The organism is Cerasibacillus sp. (assembly GCF_036516575.1).
Classification (GTDB): domain Bacteria; phylum Bacillota; class Bacilli; order Bacillales; family Amphibacillaceae; genus Cerasibacillus.
In genome coordinates this window covers 1-23,720 of sequence record NZ_DATBTY010000054.1, presented here as the reverse complement: position 1 = coordinate 23,720, position 23,720 = coordinate 1, and the positions used below count along the sequence as shown (strand labels likewise).

The window sequence follows — 23,720 nt, the reverse complement described above, 5'->3', positions numbered from 1 at the left end:
GATGCCCATAGTATAAAGCGAGGTAGGGATGGTGTGAGCCTACTAACTATCCATCATGAAACGCACTTCTGAGAAGCTTAATAAAGCCGGTTTATTTCCGTTATCTAATCTTAAAGTTGGTTCAACTGAACAATGAGAGTGGTACCGCGGGAATTTCTCGTCTCTAATTCATATTAGGGGCGTTTTTTTTTATGGGAAAATTGATTTGGAGGGATTCATATGGATATGAAAAAAATATATGCACAGTCGTTGTATAAGGAATTAGGTGCTTTTTTATCACTATCAGAACTCGAAAAATTAATCGAAACACCAACGTATGAAACACAAGGCGACCTTGCTTTTCCGTGTTTTGTTTTGGCAAAGCAATTTAGAAAGTCACCTGCTCTTATCGCAAGTGAATTGAGCGCAACAATTAACCATTCGTTGATAGAAAAGGTCAAGGCAGATGGACCTTATCTCAACGTATTCTTTAACAAAAAAGCTGTTAGTGAACAAGTGTTGAAGCATATTTTAACAGACCAACAACAATACGGTTCGACACATATTGGAAAAGGTAAAACAATGACGATTGATTTTTCATCACCAAATATCGCCAAACCATTTTCAATGGGGCACTTACGCTCAACTGTTATCGGTCAAACTCTAAGTTTAATCGCTGAAAAATGTGGTTTTGATGTCGTGAAAATTAACCATATAGGTGATTGGGGGACACAGTTTGGAAAGTTAATAGTTGCTTATAAAAAGTGGGGAGATAAAGCTCGTGTTAGAGCACAACCAATTATGGAGCTCTTCGAATTATATGTCCGTTTTCATCAAGAAGCAGAACGACATCCGGAACTCGAACAAGAAGCTCGAGACGCGTTTAAACAATTAGAAGACGGTGATGAAGCATCTTTACAGTTATGGACATGGTTCCGTGATGCATCATTACAAGAGTTTAAGCGGATTTATGATTTATTAGGGGTGAGTTTTGATTCCTATCACGGTGAAGCGTTTTATAACGATAAGATGGCAGACACCATTCAAGAATTAGAAAATAAAAACTTACTCACCGAGTCAGACGGAGCTGAAGTTGTTGAATTAACAAATGAGGAGTTGCCACCATGTCTAATCAAAAAATCAGACGGTGCCACCCTATATGCGACAAGAGATTTGACTGCAGCGCGTTATCGAAAAGAGACGTACGATTTTGATAAAATGGTTTATGTTGTTGGGCATGAACAACGCTTGCATTTTCAACAAGTATTCGCCGTGCTAGACAAAATGGGCTACGATTGGGCTCGGGATATGGTACATGTTCCATTTGGCTTTATCTTAAAAGATGGCAGGAAAATGTCCACCCGAAAAGGAAAAGTCGTCCTCTTAGAAGACGTACTGAAAGAAGCGATACAATTAGCGAAGAAAAATATTGAAACGAAAAATCCTAATTTAGCAAATAAAGACGATGTAGCACATGCAGTTGGAGTTGGGGCGGTTATTTTCCATGACTTAAAACATGAACGCAATCATAATATTGAATTCGATTTAGAAGATATGCTCACCTTTGAAGGTTCGACAGGGCCATATGTCCAATATACACATGCACGTGCTTGCTCTATCTTAAGAAAAGCGGGAAGAGGAAAAGCTGCAGAATCATTTTCTGGTTTAACCGATTCCTACAGTTTTACCGTTATTAAAAAGATGCTCGATTTTCCTCATGCTGTGACACGTGCTTTAAAAGATTATGAAGCATCACATATTGCGAAACTATTACTTGAACTTGCGCGCGCATTTAATCAATATTATAGTCAAGTGAAAATATTACAAAATGATTCAGAAATGAATGCTCGGCTGGCACTCGTTCAATCAGTGACAATCGTGTTGAGTGAAGGGTTGCGTTTATTAGGAATGAAAGCACCACAAGAAATGTAAAATGACCCGTTCAATTGTTAGAATATATGTTATAATCTCACTAAAACATAGGAATTTTTAGATAATTAGGGGGTGGAGAAATGAAGTATAGACAAGCGGTCTATAAAGACATTCCACAGCTCGCTAAAGTACATGTAGACAGTTGGCGAACAACGTACGACGGGATTGTGCCACAATCGTTCCTATATGAAACACTTACGTATGATTCGCTAGAAAAAAGATGGGAAATGATATTAGCTCATCATCAAGCGATTGTAGCAGAAAATGAAGAAGGATCTGTGATTGGCTTTGCATCAGGTGGCATCGAACGAAGTGGAAAATATGATTATGAAGGCGAATTGTATGCTATCTATTTGCTTAAGACATATCAAGGGAAAGGCATCGGTAAGAAGCTCGTACAGATGATAGCTGAACAATTATTTAGAGAACAGATGCATTCAATGCTCGTTTGGGTATTAAAAGATAATGACTCAAAGTATTTCTATGAATCGCTCGGTGGAAAATATGTTGATACGGAAATCATTAATATTGGTGGTAAAAAGCTAACTGAAATTGCCTATGGTTGGGATTCTATACAACCGTTGTTACCTGTTAAAGAATGAGATAGCACATGTTATGTGGAAAAACAATATAAAGGGGATCTGCCAATGAAGACATGGTTTGGTGCTGCAGCCGTATGTATCAATGAAAATTTTGAAATTTTAATGGTTAAACAAGGGCTACCTGATGAAGAGAAAAAATGGACCATACCAAGTGGCGGGAAGGAACCGGATGAAACATTTGCATCATGTTGTTTAAGAGAACTATATGAAGAAACAGGCTACGAAGGTGTTGTTGAACGTCTTCTATATATTAAGACTGATGTCATAGAAGAGAATCAAGTTGAAGTTCATTATTATGAAGTGGTGATTACAGGTGGGGAAAAAACGCTACATGATCCAGATCAACACATTTATGAAATTGAGTGGAAGTCGGCAAGAGAGATTCAACATTTAAAGCTTAGCTTTCCAAAAGATCGAACGTTTTTATTAAATTATATTGAAAAGAAAAGAATGACAACAGAAGGGATGTAGTATGTTACCATATACGATTTGTTTTATTAAAAGGAAAAACGATATTTTACTATTAAATCGCAATCAATCTCCCAATCTAGGATTGTGGAACGGTGTCGGTGGAAAGTTAGAAAATGATGAAACAGCAGATGCCTGTGTTTTAAGAGAAGTAAAGGAGGAGACAGGCATTATCTTATCAGAAGTGAATTATAAAGGAATGATCACTTGGAATGTCGATGATTTATATAATGGAGGCATGTATGCATATATGGCAACGGTACCTGATACATTTGAGTATGATACACCTATTTCGACACGTGAAGGCATCCTCGAGTGGAAGAACCTTGACTGGATTTTGTTAGAGAATAACCGGGGTGTAGTAAGTAACATCAGATATTTTTTACCACATATGTTAAAGGATGACCAGATTCGCCACCACCATTTCATCTATAAAAATGAAAAAATCGTTTCATGCATTTGCGAGTAATAGGAATAACACCCATCCTTTCTGATTATATTTGTATAAACTGAAAGGATGGGATCATGTGACACATTCTACACAAAGTCAATCGGAGGAGACGATCTCAGTCTTTGGAAATGGAAGTATTTCAGCTACACCTGATTTACTAACGATTCGATTAGATGTTGTAACGGAAGATATTAAGCTATCAATAGCCCAACAACAAAATGCTGAAAAGGTAACAGCAGTGCTTCAAGCATTGACACAGCTGGGAATCCAGAGAGAAAACATTCGTACGGTCGAGTATACGATTCAACCAAAGTACGACTATCATAATGGTAAACAAACATTCACGGGCTATGAAGTTATTCATGGCTTATTAGTCGAAATAAAAGATATTAATGAAGCAGGAAAAATCATCGATTCAGCTGTGCAACTAGGTGTTAATCGCATCGGAAATATTCAACTACAAGTAAAAAACCCCCAACCATTCTACTTACAAGCACTTACTCTTGCCATTAGAGATGCACAAATAAAGGCACAAACAATTGCTCAAACATTACACTTAAGTTTAAACCCCAAACCCATATCCATCACAGAAGTAACCGAGCAACATCCTCAGCCATTTTTAGAACTTAGTAAAACGACAACCCCAATTGCACCAGGACAAATCAATATCAATGCAACCGTAAAGATTATTTATGCTTATTAAAAAGTTAATTAATCAGAAACTGTTATAAAGTCCAATGATTAATCAATCACTAAATATGAACATTAAATGAACAAAGTGTGTCTAATTTTTGACAAAGTGTTCAAAACTTGGTTTAATAGAAGTAGAATACAGAATAACAGGGGGAGGGGCTCAAAAGATGTCAATTTTATCATCAATTGTTGTCGGTTCTGTATTTGCTTATATGATTATGTTTGTCGTATATCTAATGAGTGAGAAAGCAAAGGGGTTAAAAAATAGCAGTTTTATTTTATCGTTTTTAGCATGGTTATTTAGTATTGTTTCATTTTATCAAGCGGGAATTTTAGCAGATCAACATGGAACAATTGGGCAGTTTACATTCGGTGAAGCTTTTCTTAGTTTGATGTCACTTGTCTTAATTGGGAAAGCTTTATTTTACCCAAAAAATCATAAGCCTAAAGGGGAACAACAGCCGCTAAAAGTAGCAACTGCTCATAATGAATAATCATCAGAATAAGATATCCTATTTGGCAATGAATAGACCCATTGCCAAATAGGATATTTTTTTGTTTTATAATGATTAGATGAATCGCTCGATTCGCGGTTGCTATCGCTCGTTCTCGTAGGTCCCAATTACACACCACTCAGCAATAGTGCCCCCATTCTGTTTTCCTTAAAAATTATTTATCAAATTCTAAAGAATGTCATAAAATCTTCATTTGCTAAAGACAAAACTATGATACGATTATCTATATGTTTTCTTTTTAGAGGGGGATTGTGAATGTTTGAACTAGTAGCTACAGCTGAATCAATTGAACAAGCTGAGCAACTACTTGATGCAGGTATTGATACGTTATACATAGGTGAAGAAGCGTTTGGATTACGATTACCAGCATCTTTTTCAGTAGAAGATATTGCTCACATAACAGACTTAGCACATGCCAAAGGAAAAAAAGTCTGTGTTGCCGTCAATGCCATCATGCATAATGATCGAATTAAAACAGTAATACCTTATCTTAATGAATTAGAAAAAATCAAGGTTGATAAAATCACAGTAGGGGATCCTGGAGTCATTCATTTAATGAAGAAGAATGACATTAAGATTCCTTATATTTATGATGCACAAACAATGGTCACAAGTGCGAACCAAATTAACTTCTGGGTCAAGCGCGGAGCACAAGGGGCTGTATTAGCGAGAGAATTGCCATATGAAGAACTAACAGAAATACGTGAACAGGTGACTGTTCCACTTGAAGTGTTAGTTTATGGTGCGACGTGTATTCACCAATCACTTCGACCACTCGTGCAAAATTATGTTAACTTCACAAAACAAGATACAAAAACAGGTAAAGAAACAGGGTTATTTATTTCGGAAAAGAAAGATCCAGAAACACATTATTCCGTCTATGAAGATATAAATGGGACACATATTTTTGCAACAGATGATGTCAATCTCATGCCGTATCTTAACCAATTAGTAGACGCTGGGTTAACGACTTGGAAGTTAGATGGAATCTTTACAAAAGGTGACTCCTTTGTCGAGATTGCCAAATTATTTGTTCATGCTAAAGAAGCGTTTACCAATAAAGAATGGTCAAATGACCTTATGAACACATTACAGGAAAAATTAGAATCACTCCATCCCGAAGAACGTTCAATGGCAGCAGGATTCTATACGATGGACCCATCAGATGTCAATTAAAGTAGACTTGGTTCAAATGGAGATTTTATTCCACCTGAACCTTAGTAACGCCGTGAAGATAATTAGATGAAAATGGAGGAGAAGACGTTGCGTACAATCACTAAAAAACCAGAAGTGCTTGCACCAGCAGGAACACTTGAAAAATTAAAAACAGCCATCCGTTATGGTGCTGATGCTGTTTATATTGGTGGGAATGAATTTAGTTTACGCAGGCGTGCGGGAAACTTCACAATCGATGAAATGAAAGAAGGTATTGCCTTTGCTAAAGCGCATAACGCAAAAGTTTATGTCGCCGCAAACATGGTGACACATGAACATGATGCAAAAGGAGCAGGGGAGTTTTTCCGTTCGATAAGAGATATCGGTATTGACGCAGTCATTGTTTCAGATCCAGCTTTAATCGAAATTTGTGCAACAGAAGCAGAAGGATTACCTATTCATTTGTCTACACAAGCCTCAGCTACAAACTATGAAACATTAAATTTTTGGAAAGAAGAAGGATTAGAGCGTGTTGTCTTAGCTCGTGAAGTCGGCATGGATGAAATTAGAGAAATTCGCGAAAATACGGATGTTGAATTAGAAGTTTTCATTCATGGAGCGATGTGCATTTCATATTCAGGTCGCTGTGTTTTATCTAATCATATGTCCATGCGTGATGCGAACCGTGGTGGTTGTTCACAATCCTGTCGCTGGAAATATGACTTGTTCGAAGTGGACAGCTTAAATGAGCGTCAATCATTACTTGGCGGTGAACCGACTGAAGATTTCTCAATGAGCGCTGTTGACATGTCAATGATTCACCATATTCCTGATCTTGTTGAGGCTGGGGTCGATAGTTTAAAAATAGAAGGCCGGATGAAGTCAATTCATTATGTTTCAACTGTTTCAAACGTATACCGTCAAGCCATTGATACATATTGTAAAGATCCAGACAACTATCAATTTGATCCAGCTTGGGAGGACGAATTATGGAAAGTAGCTCAACGTGAACTGGCAACGGGTTTCTATTATGGAACACCTGATGAAGAGCAACAACTTTTCGGTAAACGTCGAAAAATCCCTGTCCATCGTTTTATTGGACAAGTATTAGACTATGATGAAGAAACAGGCATCGCCACCATTGAACAACGTAATAATTTCGGAATTGGTGACGAGATTGAATTTTACGGACCTGGTTTTACCCATCTCCACCAAAAAGTTGAACAGATGTGGGATGAAAAAGGTGAACCAATCGACAGGGCACCACATCCAATGATGATTATCAAAATGAAAGTCGATGCACCTGTTAAAAAGTATGATATGATGCGTAAAAAGCGCTGAATTTTGGGAGCTGTCCAATTTGGACGCTCTTTTTTATTGTCTAGTATACATTGTTCAGGAATGAACTGTTAAGGGGTCTGAGAGAATTGCGGGTCCTTGTGCCAGATATATTAGTAGACATGTATTAGATTGGCTATTTTCAATGTGGTCTAATTCACGCTAAAAGAATGGACTTATATTGCATTGGGTCTTCCAATGTTATATAACTCCTGTGCAAAGAAAAGACTTATATCGCATTGGGCCTTCCAATGTTATATAACTCCTGTGCAAAGAGAAGACTTATATCGCATTGGGCCTTTCAATGTTATATAACTCCTGTCCAAAGAGAAGACTTATATTGCATTGGGTCTTCCAATGTAATATTACTCAATCACAAAGAATAGATTTATATCACATAGAAGCAAGCATTCAACGCTATCAGACTCTAAAAAATGAGCGGAAAATGCATATCCCGCTCATTATAGTCCTAAGATAAACGCTAATCATTAAATCAATCCAGTAATTAATATCGTTAAAATCACGCATGGAATTATAACATATATGATGGGTTTCCACATGGGTGTGATTCTGAGTGTTGTTGAACCGGTATTAATATCCAATTGAAAATGGTCGAATGTCCAATGGAAGATAACATAAAGTGAAATAAACAAACCACTCGTCGTTAAAAGAATATTTCCAGAAACATAGTCAATTAATTCAAAAATAGTCATACCGAAAAATTGAATTGCTGCCCAGGGTCCATAAGATAAGATCGATGGAATAGCAAGAATGACCATCAATCCCAGCCAGAGCCAGACACTCGTTTTTCTTCCAATTTTTAATAATTCGGATGCATTCGCTGATATCGTTTCAATTAATCCGACAGCTGTTGTCACAGCGGCAATAACAACTAATAAGAAAAACAAAAAGCCAAAAATCATTCCACCAGGCATTTGATTTAAGAGATTCGGAATCGTTATAAACAATAAACCAGGTCCTGAATCAGGTGCGATGTGAAAAGCAAATAAGGCAGGAAAGATAACTAAACCTGATAGAAAAGCGACTAGTGTATCAAAAGAAACGACCCAAACGCTCCCCTTAACTAAATCTGATTTAACGGGATCTAAATAACTTCCATAAGTGAAAGCACCAGCTAGTCCAATACCAACAGAAAAGAATGCTTGCCCCAACGCTTCTAAAAATGTTTGTGCATTGATTGCGGAGAAATCTGGCTTTAAATACCAAGCCACACCTTTCATAGCACCTGGTAAAGAGAGTGAATAAACGGCTAGAATAATTAACATTAACAATAAGAGTGGCATACTGATTTTCACAAACTTTTCAATCCCATTTCTCACGCCCCGGGATACGATAAGACCGATAATAAAAACAGGGATTAATGTATAGCCGAACACCGCTAATGGATTCGATATGAGTTGGTCATAATGAGCAGCGATTTGTTCTGGTGTCATCCCTGAAAAACCACCAGCAATAACTTGAATCAAATAGGCAAAAATCCATCCCATGATCATTAAATAATAAGACATAATGAGAGAAGCAGCCAAAATACCAATCCATCCAATGAGAACCCATGGGCTGCCCCGTCTTGTTAATTTTCTTATCCCAGTAATGATACCAGATTGGGCTTTTCTACCAAGCCCCGCCTCAGCTAAAAATATCGGTAACCCAATAAGCACGATAATAATGAGATAAATAAATAGAAAAGCTCCACCACCATTATTTCCTGCTACATAAGAGAAACGCCAAATATTACCGAGACCGATTGAAAAGCCAGCTGTTGCCATAATAAAGCCTAAACTACTGCCCCATTTTTCGCGCTTTGCTTTATTTGCCTTTTTCATGATACTCCCTCCCATGTTGAAAAACTAAATCAATCGCACTATTCACTTAGAGATCGAAAACCGTGACGGATAGAGCGCCGTACCCGATGCGAACTCTCGCAAAACCCGAAAACCATAACGGGTAGAACGCCTTACCCGACGCGTATCCCTAATGAGCGTTTACCTAAAGTGTTTGCAAAAGGAACCTGAAATTAAACAACAGCGCCTTCGATGACTAGATCCTTCTCGGCAAATCGTTCAAAACGAAGCGGACTTAAATCAATCGTTTCATACGTACCAGTTCTAATTAGTTCAGACAAGCCTTTCCCAACTGCCGGGCCTTGTTGCATCCCATGGCCACTAAACCCACAAGCCAAAAAGTAGCCATTAAGTTCAGGGTGCTCTCCGATAATTGCATTTTGATCGATTGTGTTGTAACTATACATACCAGCCCAACCACTTTGAATTTTTGCAACCTCAAAATTAGGAACACGTGTGGCTAATACAGGCCACAATTCTTCGGTAAAAAATGAGCGCTTCCATGTAAAATCAATCCCTGGTTTTACTTTTTCGGAAAAACCTGAAATAATCGTTTCACCTTCATGACGGAAATAGACACCGGTGGGATCTACTGTAAGCGGTAATTTCTTACTTAACGGTTCCGCAATATCAAATTGAATAATTTGCCTTTTTAGCGGGACAACTGGAATAGGAAGCCCGATTTTTTCACTTAACTCTGGTGCCCAAGGTCCAGCGCAATTGATGACAATTCGTGCGTTATATATATCGCCTGAATATGTTCGAACACCCTGCACTCCATTTCGATCTGATAAAATCGTCTCTACATCATCGTAAATATAATGTGCTCCTAAATGCCTTGCTTGTTTCGCATATCCTTGCATGACAGAGTAAGGATCAAGATAACCATCATTTTTAGAAAATAGCCCACCAGCTAAATCATCAATTGATAATTCAGGGATAATCGTTAATAACTCCTCTTTATTCAATAGTTCTGAATTAACGCCGTACGAGTTTTGTAAAATGGATTGATGTTCAAGTTGTTTCATTTCTTCATTATTTTTTGCTAAAAAGAGATAGCCTGGTTGCTCAAAATCTATCTCCGCCAATTCGCCATCAACGGCCATTTTTTCAGGAAAAGAGCGATATGTTTCAATTCCGAACTTCCCCATTTGAATATTGACAGCCGTTGTGAATAGTTGCCTAATTCCACCCGCACTTCGCGGTGTAGAAGAAAATTCATATATACGATCTTTTTCAAAAACTAAAATCTCTCCATCATATCCATCGTGAAGGAGATTATAGGCAATACTTGAACCAATAACGCCCCCACCAACAATGATGATGTCTGCCTGTTTAGTCATAAAACCACCTCTTCGTTTGATTATTTCTAATAATGTATATATATCGCATGCAAAAACGCAAGTCTATGGTTAAATTGAACAAATTCTATGGCATTAATATTCACTTTTTATAATTATCTAAAAATATGTTATGATAGATTTTAAGCAAAACCTTATTAGAATAAGGAGGGGAGACTTTTGGAAGGTTTCGTACAAGATGCACAAAAGCTGATGAAAGCGGTTACAAAAACATTGCCATTTCCGATCAGTTTAACGGATGTTGATGGGGAAATTATTGCGGATTCAACGTATCATCGTGTCGGGTCCATTCATGCGCCATCAAAAGAAGTGATAAGAAAAAATGATTATGTCATTTATGAAGAGAAAGACATCACCAATGAAGAAAATGTTCTTCCGGGTGTTGCTGTTCCACTTAAATTTGATAATGAAACAAAAGGTGTATTAGGAATTATCGGCCCTCCTAAAGAGGTGATACCACATGCTAAACTCATTAAGCAATATATTGAATTAATGTGGCAAGAGATGTTTTTAAAACAAATCGATGACCTAGAGGAAAAAACACTCGAATCCTTTTTACAATATATTCTCTTAAATAAGTCGGTTGACCCACTTAGGGTAAAACAATACTGTAACAGACTAGATATAAGCAATCGCCGAACATATTATTGCGTCGTAATTGATTTAGGTGGTTCTCTTATGTCTGGTTTAGGTGAAGAAGAAAGTTCCTATTCATTAACTCATTTAAGAGAAACGCTATTAGTGAAAGCGCGTGACACCTTTTTAAAAGAAGCAGATGATCGTTGTGCCTATTTAAATACCGAGAAGATGATTGTTTTAAAAGCTGTTACAGCATCTTTTGATAATTATTCTGTCATAACACGATTCAGAAATGAAGCAAAAACTTTTCTTAACTTATGTCGGGAGTTAAAAGTACCTCATCCGCTAATCGCAGCGGGCACGATTTGTGAATCACTTATTGATTTAAATGAATCATATCAAAAAGCGGAAGAAATGCTTTCGTTTGCGAAAAAACAAAGATTAACTGCACAGGTTTTTGATTATTCTTCCTGGCCAATTTTATTAAAAATGTTACCTAACCAGATTAATCCAGCGTATACAAAGATATTAAAAAATCGCTTAGATAAATTATTTGAACATGATTCATTTGGAGAGTTAAAACGAGATTTTATCATGTACTGTGATCAAAATATGAATCTCACACGGGCAGCAAAGAAACTATTCATTCATCGTAATACATTGATATACCGCTTAAGCAAAATTGAGGAATTAACACATCTTGATACACGTAATTTCCAACATTGTTTATTGTTATATACAGCGTTGAAGAAGTTTACTTCTCCTCATACGAATGAATTCTAACATTGTTATCGTTTTTTTTGGATATAAAAAGGGCCCCCACCAAGTCACTAGTTTAATGACTTATGGGAAAGCCCACTTCATGTTAAATATTTATATCTTTTGCTGGTTCTGTAACACGTTTAATAAAGAATGTCAAAATAAGCGCGACAGCTACAATGATTGTCGATACAAAGAATGAAAAATTAATCCCATGTAACATTGCTTGATTTAATAATTCATTTTCTGACACTTGGGAAGTTGCTTCTCCCATTAACTGTTTCGCTTTTGATTCAGTTTGACTGTTCATTACTGTTATGAGAAGCGCTGAGCCAATCGCACCTGATACTTGTTGTAACGTATTATTTAATGCAGTCCCATGAGGGTATGCTTTTTCTGGTAATTGATTTAATCCATTTGTCATAATCGGCATCATAACCATCGACATACCGAAACTTCGGATAGAAAACAACCAGACAAGTGTGCGATAAGATACTTCCATATCGAGACGACTAAAGAAATACGTTGTAATCACTGTAATCGACAATCCAACAATGGCAAGCGTTTTTGGTCCATACTTATCAAAAAGACGTCCCGTAATCGGCGACATAATCCCCATGATGATTGCTCCAGGTAACATGAGCAAACCGGCATCAAGAGGGGAGAAACCGCGAATTGTTTGGATGTATATCGGCATGAGAATCATGATTGAAAAGAGTGCAATCGCTAGAATCACGGATACAGCCGCAGCTAAAGCGAACATCGGATACTTAAATATCCGAAACTCCAACATCGGTTCATCCATTCGTAATTGCCTAATAATCATAGCAAGTAAACTGATTGTCCCTACAATAATGGTGCTATAAACAAATACGTCATTCCAACCTTTATCCCCAGCCATACTAAATCCATATAAAAGCCCACCAAAGCCAACACTTGATAAGACAATTGATAGCACATCTAATTTGATTGGGCGGTTAGGGGTTAGATTTTTCAGTTTAAAGATGGCATATACGAAAATAAATAAGGCAAATGGTATGACGATATAAAATAAAGCACGCCAGCTATAATGTTCAACCACCCATCCAGAAAGTGGTGGACCAACAGCAGGGGCAACGAAGAAGACGAGTCCGAATACCCCCATGACGGTTCCGCGTTTTTCAATTGGGAAAGATACGAGCATAATATTCATAAGTAATGGCATCATAACGGCTGATCCAGCTGCTTGAAGCATACGAGCTAGAAGAAGTATATTAAATGTAGGTGAAAAACTAGCTAAAATAGTTCCAGCTGTAAATAAACCCATCGCCGTAATAAAAAGCGTCCGGTTTGTAAACCGCTGAATTAAAAATGCACTAGCTGGAATCAAGATTCCATTGACGAGCATATACCCAGTTGTTAACCATTGTACTGCAGTTGGTTTAACATCGAACTCATTCATAATTGACGGCAATGCGACGTTTAATAACGTTTCATTTAAAATAGCGATAAAGGCACCGATAAACATAATAATAATGATGCCATAAGGTGTATCGTGTGAAGCATTTTCTTTCTTTATATTCATCTTGCATCCTGCTTTCAAAAGTAATATCTATCTTGTGAAATAACATCATACCACAATTAAAAAGATGATTCTATAAATAAATTTACTATGGTAATACATATGAGGTGACGATATGCTCAAAAAAGTAATTGACTCACATATACATTTAGACTGTTACGAAAAAAATCAACAAGAGCAAATTCTTTATGATTTAGACACTTATCATATTGATACATTAATTGCCGTGTCAATGAATCATATTTCTGCAAAAAAAACATTATCATTAGCGAAACAATATTCAGTAATTGAGGCGGCAATCGGTTATCACCCAGAACAATCTCTGCCTTCTGAAGATGAAATAACAAGCTTGTTGAGATTAATTGATGAACAGCAATCTACATTAACAGCCATAGGAGAAGTTGGGCTACCATATTATTTGCGACAAGAAAATCCTGATATGCCGCTTGAACCTTATATCGATATTCTAGAAATGTTTATCAAAAAAGCTGGTGAATTAAATGTTCCAATTGCTCTGCATGCTGTCTATGATGATGCGCCAATCGTATGTTCATTATTAGAAAAGTATTCAATTGAAAAAGCACATTTTCATTGGTTTAAAGGAGATAAGAAAACAATGGAACGCATGATTCAAAATGGTTATGTTGTTTCATTCACACCAGATATTATTTATCATGAAAAGCGTCAACCATTAATTAAACAAATACCTTTATCTCATATGATGGTTGAAACAGATGGTCCATGGCCATTTGATGGACCATTTAAAAGTCAAATGACACATCCGAAAATGATTCATCAAATCATTAGGAAAATCGCTCAAGTAAAGCGAATGCCATTAGAAGAAGTATACGCGATCATTTATCAAACAACAAAACAATTTTACTTAGGGCAAAAGGTATAATACGACTATATTACTGGAAATTATCTATGCTGTTGTTCAAATGAATAACCTTTGAAACAAGGAAAAATATGACAATGTCCAAACGAGGAGGAATTCAATTGTTAAAAAGGGAAGAGGTTGTTTTTGTTTTAGTCGATGTTCAAGGGAAACTAGCACATACGGTTTATAATCATGAAGTGATGCTGCAACGATTAACTCAGCTTATTCAAGGTTTAAAAGTTCTCGATATTCCAATGCTATGGTTGGAACAATATCCAGAGGGGCTCGGACCAACGACAGAAGAAATTGCTAAGCTTATGCCTAAAGAGGTTAAGCCCATTTCGAAAATAACTTTTAATGCTTGTTTAAACGATGAATTTATGGAAGCTGTGGAAGCAATTGAGCGAAAACAAGTCCTTCTTGCTGGCATTGAAGCGCATATTTGTTTATATCAAACAGCAATGGGGCTTAATGAGCGGGGCTATGATGTTCAAGTCGTTGCAGATGCTGTTTCGTCACGAACTAAGCAGAATAAAAGGATTGGTCTAGGAAAGATGAAAGCACATGGGATTCCCGGAACAAGTGTTGAAATGCTTTTATATGAATTGATGGAAGCAGCTGACATCCCTGAATTTAAAGAAGTTTTAGAGATTGTTAAATAATAAAGGGCGTGTTCTAAATCGCTTTTGTAAGTGAAAGGATTTTAAGAAATCCCGTATTGAATGATTGTATCCTCTAGAATAATAGAATTTGAAAAAGTATCATTTTGCACGATAAACAAATTATCTTAATTTCAAACATAAAAACTAGCACAGACTAAAATCTTAGTCTGTGCTATTGTTACAACTTATTTTGGAGCTGGTAAATCGAAATGCAAAGTCTTCTCTTTAAATAGTCGTTTGACGTCAGGTCCAGTGAATGGTCCTACTTCAAGATCAAACTTATCGTATAGTTCAAAGTACTTTTTGTCGAAAATAAACACAATTTGTCTGTATCCTTTATCACCTGGATGTAATTCTTGAGGGTGTATGTTTTCAACCATGTTTTGAGATGAGAAACGCATCTCATTATCGTTAACATTTAATTTTGCAATACCCCCTCCACCGTATATCACTTCATTTGATTGATTATCCATAGCTACTTGAATCGTTAATGCAACTAAATCATTATCACCAAAGTTTCTAAACCGCTCCTTACTTGATTCATTTGGAGTAATCTCAGTATATTGGACACCTTCAACCGTGAACTTGAACTTATCTAATTCTTGTGTTTCATTTATATCTGTTTTTTCAAAAATGAGTTCCTTTGTTGCGATACTGTCAGTTGTTAATTTATCCTCATAGAATTTTGTAGCTGTTGCAAGTTTTTCAACTTGTTCTTCATTAATAGCGAAATCAAAAAATCCTTCTTCCTTATATGACCCTTTATAGTCCTTATTATCAGCTACTCCTGCTTCAACAAAAAATTTTGGTTCAAGTGTACTTACTTTTTCAAACTCTTCATTGTCGAGTAAAAAGACATGGTAGAAGTTGTACTCAGAGTCGGCCGGGAATGTACTTGGTTCTTCCCACTGGATCTCCTTATCCTCTGGAATATAATAAATGTTCCTAGATGAGATATAATCATAACGGTCATCCGTTTGAATACGAAAAGTTGGCGAATAGTATAATGTTTGATCTGATGTATTTTCGGTTGTGATATCTGCTGTAATCACATAGCCTTCTAAATCTGGAAATTGATGTTCCGAGCTTTGATTCATATCCGTCACACGGACGACTTGATATTTATTGATTTTAACAACAAGCCCGTTCATTTCATGCTCAATCTCTGGATTATCGTTTGTGAAGATGACTTCCACATCGCCACCTGTTTCTTCTGCGATAGCTGGATTCATAATTTCCCCTTCAGCTGAATCTTTTTCGTCTTCTGAAGTCTTGTCTTTATTGTTTTCTTCCTCATCTTCATCTTTTTTATCCTCGTCATCTTTAACTTCTTCTTTCTTTGTCGTATCTTTAGGCTCATCTTTACTCGCATCTTCCTTTCCACATGCAACAAGCATGAGTAAAGTGAGTGCAACTATGCCAATTATGACTAACGCTTTTCTCAAAAAATTACCTCCCAAAAATTTCAAGTTAAACATGAATATTGTATCACGAGTGAAAATTTTGTAAATAGTTCTATGAGCATAGGTCAAAAGACATGAAAAAAGCGTGACTAGATTGTCACGCTTAAGTGAAGTGAGATTCAAAAGGTGTAGGAAACTCCTATTTGTAGGGGAGTTGTATGCGAAGTTTTTTTCGGGCTTGTTTTCCCCAACTTTTCACTGCTTCCTCTGAGGTGTTTTCTCGCTTAGCAATTTCTTTTACAGGCATATCCAAAATAATAAAGTAGTACACCCATTTCCATTGCTTATCAGTTAGTTGATCTTTGATGCTTTTCCAGAAATTCACATCTGTAATTGCTGGTTCTTCCCGTTCTAAAAGTGGATAGGAGAGGTCTGTGCGCCGTACGCGATTTCCGGTGTCCCATTGCATTTTATTTTCTGCAACAATTGCTTGGTCATTATGCATGATACGCGTATCCTTTCTGATTTTGTCAATGAGTCGTTTTTCAATAATGTAATTAAAATACGTTGACATAGGGCCTTTATGCGACTCATATTGTTCATAGGCATTCCATAATGCGAAGAGACCTTCCTGAAAAAAATCTTGATGTGGATCTCGGATATTCATGCGATGAATATGATAATAAATTCGGCGTTTGTTCTGTTCGTACACTTCCTCAAAAGTAAATGCTTTTTCTTCCTTTTTGCTCAACTCAACTCCTCCTTTCTCTTAAAAATTCCCCCTTACCGACAACAACTTGTTCTTATATTTATTATCGAAACGAATACAATAAAAGTGGCATCAATAATAAAAAATGTTACATCCATTATATACGAACTAATGTTCCGTTTTCAAGGTTATTTAAAGGAGTTATGAAAAATTAAATCTATTATGAATATTCCTTTGTTTAAATCGTTTGAAACATATATTTAGATGAGATAATAAAGAATGGTTTATCAGTGACTCAAAATATTAATTTTTAAGTTGATTATTCCTATCATTTAACTTAAAATATTGTTATATAACAGAAGAAGTGCAAGATTTTAGACAGAGATAGAGGGGGAAATATAGTTGAGGAAGAATTTAATATGGCAAATACTCATTGCTTTTATTCTAGCCATTATTACTGGAATCATATTTGGTGAGAAAATAGCTATTGTCGCACCATTAGGCGATTTATTTCTACGTCTAATTAAGTTTATTATTGTACCTTTAATTCTTTCAACGATTATTGTTGGTATAACTAGTACAGAAGACGTACAGAAATTAGGGCGCTTAGGTGGAAAAACAATTACCTATTATTTACTAACAAGTTTGATAGCGATTTCATTAGGTTTATTTATGGGAAATGTTTTTAAACCAGGACTTGGAACGGATATTAAATTATCTGGTGAAAAAGTAGAATTTCAAGAATCGGAAAGTATAATAGATACGATTCTAAATATCGTACCAACAAATCCGCTTGAATCTCTTGTCACAGGTAATATCTTGCAAATTATTTTCTTTGCAATTTTCCTTGGTATAGGTATGACACTTGTGGGTAAAAAAGCTGATCCTGTCAAACAGTTTTTTGAAGGGTTAGCTGAAATCATGTATAAAATAACTGGAATCGTTATGGCAGTTGCTCCTATCGGAATTTATGGTCTTCTGGCGCCTGTAATTGGTGAATATGGAGCGAGCGTACTTTTACCACTAATAAAACTCATCATTGCTATGCTTATTACATGTTTGATTCATATTGGAGTGATTTATTCTGCTGCCGTCAAAACATGGGGTAATATGAGTCCAATTACGTTTATAAAAGGAATGCTACCAGCGGCTATGGTTGCTTTTAGTACAAGTAGTAGTTCTGGAACGCTTCCTGTGACGATGAAGTGTGTCGAAGATGACCTTAAAGTGTCCAAAGATGTAAGTAGTTTTGTGTTGCCACTAGGTGCCACAATTAATATGGATGGTACAGCCATCTATCAAGGGTTGACTGTCATGTTTATTGCCCAGTACTATGGTGTTGACTTGACATTATCTCAGTTAGGTATTGTGGCTCTAATAGCAACGTTTGCATCGATTGGTACAGCTGGTGTTCCAGGAGCGGGAATGATTATGCTAACGATGGTACTTGCAGCGGTTAATCTTCCATTAGAAGGGATTGCCCTTGTCGCAGGTATTGACCGCATTCTTGATATGATGCGCACGACTGTTAATATAGTTGGCGATGCTTCTGCTAGTGTTGTCGTTGACGCATCTGAAAAACGACGTGTCTACAAAGAAGAACGTATCTTAGCAGGATAAAATACTATTTTTTCATAGAAGAGCTGTTTTTACAGCTCTTTTTTATATTATAGTATAAATTGATTGATTAGTGTTGATTTTTTCTTTATTTATTCACTCTTTTCTAATACTTAATAATTTTTAAGGACACCATCTTATAACTTTGGTATTTTGTATTTTTACTTCCTGTTATGCTAATCCGCTTAATGAGTAGTTTTTCCAGTTCTATTAAATAACCACCCAATCTTCTCACGGGAGCACTAACTCTATATAAGACTAAGCAAAAAGCAGAGAGACTGGCTCTATCTTAAATTCCAACTGCAAACCATGCTATAATAAACGTACAAAAATGTGAAAAGAGGCTAGAAGATGAATCGCATTATGATTATTGAAGATGATCCGAAAATTGCGGGTTATCTTCATTCATATATTGAAAAATATGGTTATGAAGTTCATGTTGTAGAAGACTTTAACAATATAATGGAGTCCTTTCGGGCATTTAAACCGAATTTAGTTTTATTGGATATTAATTTACCTCGTTTTGATGGCTATTACTGGTGCCGACAAATTAGGCAGGAATCAGTTTGCCCAGTGATTTTTATTTCGGCGCGTACAGGGGAAATGGATCAAGTGATGGCGCTGGAAAATGGGGGCGATGACTTTATTGCAAAACCGTTTCATCCAGATATTGTCATGGCGAAAATCCGCAGTCAAATCCGTCGTGCTTATGGCGAGTATGCCAGTAAGCAAGAAGAACGTATCATTGTAAAAGAAGGACTAAAACTTTATCCAGAGCGACTTGAGTTAAGATTTCAAGAAAAAGTCGTCCACTTAGCGAAAAAAGAAGCTGATATTATCGAATACTTAATGACACGTCACCCACGTATCGCAGGAAGAGAAGATTTATTGGAAAGACTATGGGATGATCAAATGTATGTGGATGAAAACACATTAAATGTGAATATAACACGAGTTCGCAAAAAGTTTGCTGAAATAGGCATTAAAGATGCAGTTGAAACAATTCGTGGAGCTGGTTATCGTTTACGCGTGACATGGTCATAAGCTCGCAATATGTGAGGTGATTAATATGAAGCTCTTTTTAAGAGAACATATGACATTAATTGTTATCCAATGTATTCAATTTGTATTTATCATAGGTATCATTTGGCTTGCAGGATTTCATGAGTGGAAGATCTTGCTTTATGCTTTTGGTATCGGTATACTCTTTCTGTTTGCTTATCTGATTTATTATTATGTCACACGCCGTCGTTTGTATAATCGACTAGAAAAAGAACTCATCACACTTGATGAGTCGTTAATACCGACTGATACAGCTCCTATTTCTGAAGCATTTGATCAGCTCATACAGTCACAATACAAACGCTATATTGAAAAAGTTAATGACATTGAGGATGCAAAAAATCAACATCTCGAATTTATTGATCGTTGGGTACACCAGATGAAAACCCCGCTTTCAGTCATTGAACTCACAGCACAGGATCTTGATGAACCTGATTCATCAAATATTCGTGAAGAAACCGATCGAATCAAGACAGGGTTAAATACGGTGCTTTACACAGCACGTCTCCGCACGATTCAAGATGACTTTCATATTAAACCAGTTGATTTAGAAAAAGTGATTCATGATGTCAATCAAGAAAATCGTCGTTTTTACATTCGTAATCATGTTTTTCCAAAATTTGAAAACAAGGGACATATCACGATGGTTGAAACAGATGAAAAGTGGCTGCTGTTTATTGTGGGGCAACTCGTACAAAATGCTGTTAAATACTCAGCAGGAAAAAGTAATGAAATCATCATTTCATTATATAAAAGAGCGACCGAAGAAATCGTATTAGAAGTGAAAGATTTCGGCATTGGGATTCCGGATTTTGATCAAAAGCGGATTTTTCAACCGTTTTTCACTGGCGAAAATGGACGGAAATACCGTGAATCAACAGGTATGGGGCTTTATTTAGTGAAAGAAGTCGTCAACTATCTCGGTCATGATATCGAAGTGGATAGTAAAGTCGGAGAAGGAACGACTTTTAAGCTTATTTTTAACGTGATCGAAACAATTACATGAATGTAAGGTTCATGAAAGAATAATCGATCGTATCATATTAAGACCCGCGATACACTAATGTTAGACAAATAATCAATGTAAAGGAGAACGAGATTATGTTACAAGTGAAGAAGCTAAACAAAGTGTATCAAGGGAAGGTTCCTTATCGAGCTTTAACCGATATTGATTTAGAAGTTGAAGAAGGTGAATTTGTTGGTATCATGGGGCCATCTGGAAGTGGGAAAACGACATTACTCAATTTAATTGCAACCATTGATGAGCCGACATCTGGTGATATATTAATTGATGGTAAAAATCCACATCTCCTCAGTCGGAATAAATTAGCGAAATTTCGCCGTCAACAATTAGGCTTTGTTTTCCAAGACTTTAACTTGCTTAATACATTAACAGTTGAGGAAAATATTGTTTTACCACTTACACTGGATGGAAAACGTGTAAAAGATATGAAAGAAAAAGCTGATATGATTGCTAAGAAGCTAGGTATTTCACATATTATGGAGAAACGCACATATGAAATTTCCGGTGGTCAAGCGCAGCGTGTAGCTGTTGCAAGGGCGATGATTCATCGACCGAAGCTTTTATTAGCAGATGAACCGACAGGAAATTTAGATTCAAAATCCTCTCGTGATGTGATGGAGATGCTGAGTCATATTAATAAGCAGGAAAAAACGACGATGTTACTTGTAACACATGAAGCACAGGCTGCGAGTTACAGTGATCGGGTAATTTTTATACGTGATGGCCGACTTTATTCAGAAATTCATCGTGGAGATAGTCAAAAGACCTTCTTCCAAAAAATCATTGACACACTCTCATTATTAGGAGGGAATGACAATGACTTTTCGTCAGTTCGCCCTTCATAATGTGTTCCGTAATAAAAGACTTTATGTTGCTTATTTTTTTAGTAGTATGTTCGCTGTGATGGTCTTTTTTACCTTTGCAAATTTTGCGTTTCATCCTGCTTTTCAAGAAGGGGATATGCCTTCAAGTGCGATGAAAGGGATGTTAGTCGCAGGTGGCATCATCTATGTTTTTTCATTCTTTTTCATATTATATTCGATGAGTTCCTTTTTACAATCGCGAAAAAGAGAATTCGGATTATTGATGCTTTTAGGTATGTCATCACGTCAAGTGAAGCGAATGACTTTTATTGAAAATATGGTCATTGGAATTTTTGCCACGACATTTGGAATCGGATTTGGCCTTATATTTTCAAAAGTCATTTTGTTAATAGCGGAAAATGTTCTCGTCATCGATGAAACATTAAATTTTTATTTTCCAACAAAAGCGATATTGTTAAGTTTTGTATCATTTGTATTACTGTTTTTAGTTATTTCATTCTTTGTCACATTTGTTTTACGGACGAAAAAGCTTGTTGAATTAATTAAAGCTGACAAACAATCAAAGGGAGAACCGAAAGCGTCTCTCTTGTTAACAATTTTAGCTGCGATATTATTAATCGGTGGTTATGGAGTAGCCTTATATGTTAAGGGAACCCAAGTCGTTATTGCGCTTATTCCCGTTGCCATTGTCGTAATTATTGGCACGTATTTTTTCTTTACCCAATTAAGTGTTTTTGTTATACGTCGCTTAAAGAAAAACAAACAGATTTTCTGGAAAAAGACGAATATGCTTCTGTTCTCAGACTTATCATTTCGGATGAAAGATAATGCACGGACCTTTTTCATGGTTGCGATCATTTCAACTGTTGCCTTTAGTGCGATTGGTACGTTATTTGGCTTTCGGACGTATTTGACGAAAGGGATTGTGGAAGCAACCCCATATTCCATCATATATAATTCGATGGAAGGTGAAGATGTTAAAGCGAAGATTAATGATATTAATAACATATTAAGCGAAGAAAATGTAAAAGCAGATCAAGAAGTGATAGAAAATAAGTATTATGAAACCGGTGTTGATTATCCAGTCTTAATTGTGAAAGCATCAGAATATAATCGACTTGCCAAGTTAATCGACGAGGATTTAGTTGATCCGAAAGAAAATCAAGCCATCGTTGTAGGGGACCACCATGCTAATATTAATACCTTTAAAAATGATGAAAAACTGATGAAGACGAAAATCCCCTTAAAAGATGGCAAAGAAATTCAAGCATTTTCAACCATTTCATCTTCGATTATTAATGAAATGCAAGCCTATTATATTATTAATGACAATGAGTATAAATACCTTCCAGAGCCAGTTAAAGAATCGACCTTAGCTGCGTGGGTTATTTCAAATGCAACTGATGAAAGGTTAGTAGCTGTCGGTGAAAAAGTTTCAGAGAGCTTTAATAAATATAATAATGCTTTTTCGATTGATTACAATGTCTATGTAGTTGATAAAGCTTACGGTCCGATATTATTCATTGGTTTGTTTATCGGAATTGTGTTCTTTGTCTCAGCAGGAAGCTTTTTATATTTTAGATTGTATTCTGATTTAGACAATGATCAGGAGAAATTTAAGGCCATTACGAAATTAGGGCTAACAAAAGGTGAATTGAAAAAAGTAATTAGTCGTCAAACGGCCATTCTCTTTTTCGCACCAATTATTGTAGCGCTTGTTCATGGGGCTGTTGCGCTGACGGCATTAATGCACCTTTTCGACTATAACTTAGTTCGTGAATCCGCCATCGTTCTCGGTGTCTTTGCGTTCATTCAAGTTGTTTATTTCTTTATCGTACGTCATTTTTACACGAAACAAATTCAAAAAGCACTTTAATGAAAAAAGCATCCTGTCACGGCGGGATGCTTTTTTGTTTATCGAATAGACGGAATATAAAAAAATGGTAAAATAGAGTTAGAAAAGACACTCAATTACTTAAAGGAGGACTCAAGGCCGATACGCAATTGGCTAATAGATTGACTTTCGGCGACCTTTACAATTTCATCCCGTAATTGCGTAGCGCCTGGTAAATCATTAGCAACCGTAAAGGATTTTAGTTCGTCACCTAATTCATGAGTTTGTCCAAACCAAGTTACTTGGAACGGAAGGCGGCGACTCCAGCGGGAGAAGCATGCGTCTTGAGACCCCGCAACGAGCGTTTTTTGCGAGTGAGGAGGCTCAAGCAGCCCTAAGGAAAGCGTCCGCCTGCAGTGGAAAGTAACGGGTACACTAGCAAATACAATT

The 23,720-nt window shown here is 36.5% G+C and carries 21 protein-coding genes, 1 pseudogene and 1 other annotated feature (1 of these 23 running past the window's edge); of the genes and pseudogenes, 16 read left to right on the top strand and 6 right to left on the bottom strand.

Going from position 1 to position 23,720, the window contains the following annotated elements; genetic code table 11:
- Positions 1 to 168, top strand: a binding site (T-box leader); it begins 26 nt to the left of the window's first position.
- Positions 169 to 219: 51 nt separating this feature from the next.
- From argS to VIG73_RS09215, 8 genes are all read left to right on the top strand, one after another.
- The gene (gene argS / locus VIG73_RS09250) at positions 220 to 1,911 is read left to right on the top strand and encodes an arginine--tRNA ligase (protein WP_331641231.1); all 1,692 of its coding nucleotides are present in this window, start codon (positions 220 to 222) and stop codon (positions 1,909 to 1,911) included.
- 80 nt (positions 1,912 to 1,991) lie between these two features.
- A complete protein-coding gene (locus VIG73_RS09245) occupies positions 1,992 to 2,513 on the top strand; it encodes a GNAT family N-acetyltransferase (protein ID WP_331641229.1) in 522 nt (173 codons plus the stop codon).
- Positions 2,514 to 2,558: 45 nt separating this feature from the next.
- Entirely contained in the window at positions 2,559 to 2,984 is a 426-nt protein-coding gene (locus tag VIG73_RS09240) for an NUDIX hydrolase (RefSeq protein WP_331641227.1), read from the top strand.
- A gap of 1 nt (position 2,985) precedes the next feature.
- Positions 2,986 to 3,450, top strand: coding sequence for an 8-oxo-dGTP diphosphatase (locus VIG73_RS09235; protein WP_331641225.1), 465 nt, complete (start codon positions 2,986 to 2,988; stop codon positions 3,448 to 3,450).
- Positions 3,451 to 3,508: 58 nt separating this feature from the next.
- Complete coding sequence (locus VIG73_RS09230) at positions 3,509 to 4,135, top strand: SIMPL domain-containing protein (protein ID WP_331641223.1); 627 nt, start codon at positions 3,509 to 3,511, stop codon at positions 4,133 to 4,135.
- Between the two features lie 157 nt (positions 4,136 to 4,292).
- Positions 4,293 to 4,619, top strand: a complete 327-nt coding sequence (locus VIG73_RS09225; protein WP_331641221.1) for a hypothetical protein — start codon at positions 4,293 to 4,295, stop codon at positions 4,617 to 4,619.
- Between the two features lie 276 nt (positions 4,620 to 4,895).
- Entirely contained in the window at positions 4,896 to 5,816 is a 921-nt protein-coding gene (locus VIG73_RS09220; protein WP_331641219.1) for a peptidase U32 family protein, read from the top strand.
- Between the two features lie 87 nt (positions 5,817 to 5,903).
- Positions 5,904 to 7,136: a U32 family peptidase gene (locus VIG73_RS09215; RefSeq protein WP_331641217.1), complete on the top strand. Its 1,233-nt coding sequence runs from the start codon at positions 5,904 to 5,906 to the stop codon at positions 7,134 to 7,136.
- 485 nt (positions 7,137 to 7,621) lie between these two features.
- Here VIG73_RS09215 and VIG73_RS09210 read toward each other — a convergent pair whose 3' ends face one another.
- Together VIG73_RS09210 and VIG73_RS09205 are read right to left on the bottom strand one after the other, a co-directional pair.
- Positions 7,622 to 8,977: a sodium-dependent transporter gene (locus VIG73_RS09210; protein ID WP_331641215.1), complete on the bottom strand. Its 1,356-nt coding sequence runs from the start codon at positions 8,975 to 8,977 to the stop codon at positions 7,622 to 7,624.
- 191 nt (positions 8,978 to 9,168) lie between these two features.
- Positions 9,169 to 10,338: an FAD-binding oxidoreductase gene (locus VIG73_RS09205; protein WP_331641213.1), complete on the bottom strand. Its 1,170-nt coding sequence runs from the start codon at positions 10,336 to 10,338 to the stop codon at positions 9,169 to 9,171.
- A gap of 177 nt (positions 10,339 to 10,515) precedes the next feature.
- Here VIG73_RS09205 and VIG73_RS09200 point away from each other — a divergent pair, with 177 nt between their 5' ends.
- Positions 10,516 to 11,718 (top strand): sugar diacid recognition domain-containing protein, encoded by a 1,203-nt coding sequence (locus tag VIG73_RS09200; protein WP_331641211.1) that lies wholly within the window; start codon positions 10,516 to 10,518, stop codon positions 11,716 to 11,718.
- Positions 11,719 to 11,800: 82 nt separating this feature from the next.
- Here VIG73_RS09200 and VIG73_RS09195 read toward each other — a convergent pair whose 3' ends face one another.
- On the bottom strand, positions 11,801 to 13,258 hold the full coding sequence (locus VIG73_RS09195; RefSeq protein ID WP_331641209.1) for a DHA2 family efflux MFS transporter permease subunit: 1,458 nt from the start codon (positions 13,256 to 13,258) through the stop codon (positions 11,801 to 11,803).
- Between the two features lie 112 nt (positions 13,259 to 13,370).
- Here VIG73_RS09195 and VIG73_RS09190 point away from each other — a divergent pair, with 112 nt between their 5' ends.
- Positions 13,371 to 14,156: a TatD family hydrolase gene (locus VIG73_RS09190; protein ID WP_331641207.1), complete on the top strand. Its 786-nt coding sequence runs from the start codon at positions 13,371 to 13,373 to the stop codon at positions 14,154 to 14,156.
- A gap of 98 nt (positions 14,157 to 14,254) precedes the next feature.
- A complete protein-coding gene (locus VIG73_RS09185) occupies positions 14,255 to 14,797 on the top strand; it encodes an isochorismatase family protein (RefSeq protein WP_331641205.1) in 543 nt (180 codons plus the stop codon).
- A 185-nt stretch (positions 14,798 to 14,982) separates the two neighbouring features.
- Here the strand turns inward: VIG73_RS09185 and VIG73_RS09180 are convergent, their stop codons facing one another.
- The gene (locus tag VIG73_RS09180) at positions 14,983 to 16,242 is read right to left on the bottom strand and encodes a DUF5068 domain-containing protein (RefSeq protein ID WP_331641203.1); all 1,260 of its coding nucleotides are present in this window, start codon (positions 16,240 to 16,242) and stop codon (positions 14,983 to 14,985) included.
- 157 nt (positions 16,243 to 16,399) lie between these two features.
- A complete protein-coding gene (locus VIG73_RS09175) occupies positions 16,400 to 16,951 on the bottom strand; it encodes a sigma-70 family RNA polymerase sigma factor (protein WP_331641201.1) in 552 nt (183 codons plus the stop codon).
- A 360-nt stretch (positions 16,952 to 17,311) separates the two neighbouring features.
- Here VIG73_RS09175 and VIG73_RS09170 point away from each other — a divergent pair, with 360 nt between their 5' ends.
- The 5 genes from VIG73_RS09170 to VIG73_RS09150 all read left to right on the top strand — a co-directional run bounded on the left by VIG73_RS09170 (position 17,312) and on the right by VIG73_RS09150 (position 23,312).
- Complete coding sequence (locus VIG73_RS09170; RefSeq protein ID WP_331641199.1) at positions 17,312 to 18,529, top strand: dicarboxylate/amino acid:cation symporter; 1,218 nt, start codon at positions 17,312 to 17,314, stop codon at positions 18,527 to 18,529.
- Between the two features lie 348 nt (positions 18,530 to 18,877).
- Positions 18,878 to 19,570: a response regulator transcription factor gene (locus VIG73_RS09165; protein ID WP_331641197.1), complete on the top strand. Its 693-nt coding sequence runs from the start codon at positions 18,878 to 18,880 to the stop codon at positions 19,568 to 19,570.
- A 25-nt stretch (positions 19,571 to 19,595) separates the two neighbouring features.
- Positions 19,596 to 20,594, top strand: a complete 999-nt coding sequence (locus VIG73_RS09160) for a sensor histidine kinase (RefSeq protein WP_331641195.1) — start codon at positions 19,596 to 19,598, stop codon at positions 20,592 to 20,594.
- 95 nt (positions 20,595 to 20,689) lie between these two features.
- Complete coding sequence (locus VIG73_RS09155; RefSeq protein WP_331641193.1) at positions 20,690 to 21,457, top strand: ABC transporter ATP-binding protein; 768 nt, start codon at positions 20,690 to 20,692, stop codon at positions 21,455 to 21,457.
- Complete coding sequence (locus VIG73_RS09150) at positions 21,429 to 23,312, top strand: ABC transporter permease (RefSeq protein ID WP_331641191.1); 1,884 nt, start codon at positions 21,429 to 21,431, stop codon at positions 23,310 to 23,312. Before VIG73_RS09155 ends, VIG73_RS09150 begins: the two co-directional genes overlap by 29 nt.
- A gap of 95 nt (positions 23,313 to 23,407) precedes the next feature.
- On the opposite strand, the pseudogene VIG73_RS09145 reads toward VIG73_RS09150, so the two are convergent.
- Positions 23,408 to 23,720, bottom strand: a pseudogene (locus VIG73_RS09145) (hypothetical protein); the annotation flags it as partial.